This is a genomic window from Sporosarcina koreensis (genome assembly GCF_001531445.1).
Lineage (GTDB): Bacteria > Bacillota > Bacilli > Bacillales_A > Planococcaceae > Sporosarcina > Sporosarcina koreensis_C.
In genome coordinates this window covers 24,942-26,222 of the sequence record NZ_LQYA01000152.1, presented here as the reverse complement: position 1 = coordinate 26,222, position 1,281 = coordinate 24,942, and the positions used below count along the sequence as shown (strand labels likewise).

The following is a 1,281-nucleotide window of genomic DNA, read 5'->3' as shown; positions in this document are numbered from 1 at the left end:
CTGCCCGACTTCCTGCAAGTCGCCATGTCGATTGCCCTTTACGCCATGTTCATCGGCCTCCTCGTGCCCGCCATGAAAGGGAACCGAAAAGTCGTCATGCTCGCAGCACTCGCCGCAGTCATCCATTGCATCATCTACATCGGCGAGTTGCTTTCCACCGGCTGGGCAATCCTTGTCTCAACTCTCGGGTCCGCTATACTCATTGAAATCATCTATGCAAGGCATGGCAAAAACTCACAGGCTTTGCATTCGGAAAAGGAGGAATCCTAATGGGACCGACCTATTGGTGGATGCTCTTCGGAATGGCGCTCGTCACCTACATCCCGCGCATGGTGCCCCTTACATTCCTTGACGGCAAGGAACTGCCCCCGATCGTCAGTGGCGTCCTGAGCAACATCCCGTACGCCGTACTTGGAGCACTCATCTTCCCGGCGATCATCTTCGTCCAGGAAGGCAACATCCTATTCGGCGTCATCGGTGCAGCAACCGCCTTCCTTATCGCATTTCTCGGCGGTGGGGTCATGCCCGTCGTCCTCGGTACAATCGGTGTACTTGCCGTCTATAGCTTTTTTATGTAATGAAAATCCTGGTAAGTGATCATAAATCACTGCGAGTGATCTTAAACCACGACAAGTGATCTAAAATCTCCTCAAGTGATCATAAAGATCTTCCCCAATGATCCTTAACCGTGCGATTGCAGAAAAAGGCCGCCCCATTACCGGAGCGGCCGTTTAATATTCATTCATCCACCTGTTTGCCTTGCCTTCTCGCCTTTTTCACCATCAGCGTCGCATACCAGAAACCGACCGTCAGCGAAAGTGCATCTGCTGCGTACAGGATCCAGTTATGTGTGTAACCCGCATAAACCGACGCCGCGATGAGCGCAATCGTCAACGCGAGCCCGACATAATGGTGGAACGTGACGCGCGTGAAAAAGACGACGAGCAACCCAGGCAAGAACAAGGCGAGCATCAATTTCGTTTCCAAAGTAGCGATATCCATTTACCACCAAACCTTCCCTATGGAATTAACGAACGACCAGCAATCCCAACCGGTGATGATCATGACGATAGATTACTTGCTGCATAAGCCGCACTTCCCCGTCTCGGCCGATCACTTGCAGACGGCAATGGGCCGCATTCACTTGAATCGCGTCATACAATTCCTTTTCATTCGACACTTGAATGCCGTTTACGGTCCGGATACATTCCCCCGGGATCAAACCGAGTTTTTCACCTGGCGATTCCGGTAAAATGCCCGCAATGATGACTCCCGTTGGTT

3 protein-coding genes and 1 pseudogene are annotated in these 1,281 nt (G+C 51.8%); 2 read left to right on the top strand and 2 right to left on the bottom strand.

The annotated features are described in order from the left end of the window. Together AWV70_RS24730 and AWV70_RS15970 are read left to right on the top strand one after the other, a co-directional pair. A pseudogene (locus tag AWV70_RS24730) lies at window positions 1-270 on the top strand (branched-chain amino acid ABC transporter permease); the annotation flags it as partial. After that, window positions 270-578: an AzlD domain-containing protein gene (locus AWV70_RS15970; protein ID WP_060209285.1), complete on the top strand. Its 309-nt coding sequence runs from the start codon at window positions 270-272 to the stop codon at window positions 576-578. The pseudogene AWV70_RS24730 and the gene AWV70_RS15970, both read left to right, overlap by 1 nt. A 160-nt stretch (window positions 579-738) precedes the next feature. Here AWV70_RS15970 and AWV70_RS15965 read toward each other — a convergent pair whose 3' ends face one another. Continuing rightward, window positions 739-996: a CsbA family protein gene (locus AWV70_RS15965; protein WP_060209294.1), complete on the bottom strand. Its 258-nt coding sequence runs from the start codon at window positions 994-996 to the stop codon at window positions 739-741. Between the two features lie 31 nt (window positions 997-1,027). Beyond that, window positions 1,028-1,281 (bottom strand): PDZ domain-containing protein (locus tag AWV70_RS15960; protein ID WP_235588707.1); only part of this gene is annotated, 254 nt, incomplete at its 5' end.

Bases quoted from the DNA above. Each gene is read 5' to 3' on its own strand.
- AWV70_RS15970 (WP_060209285.1), top strand. From the start codon at position 270: ATGGGACCGACCTATTGGTGGATGCTCTTCGGAATGGCGCTCGTCACC.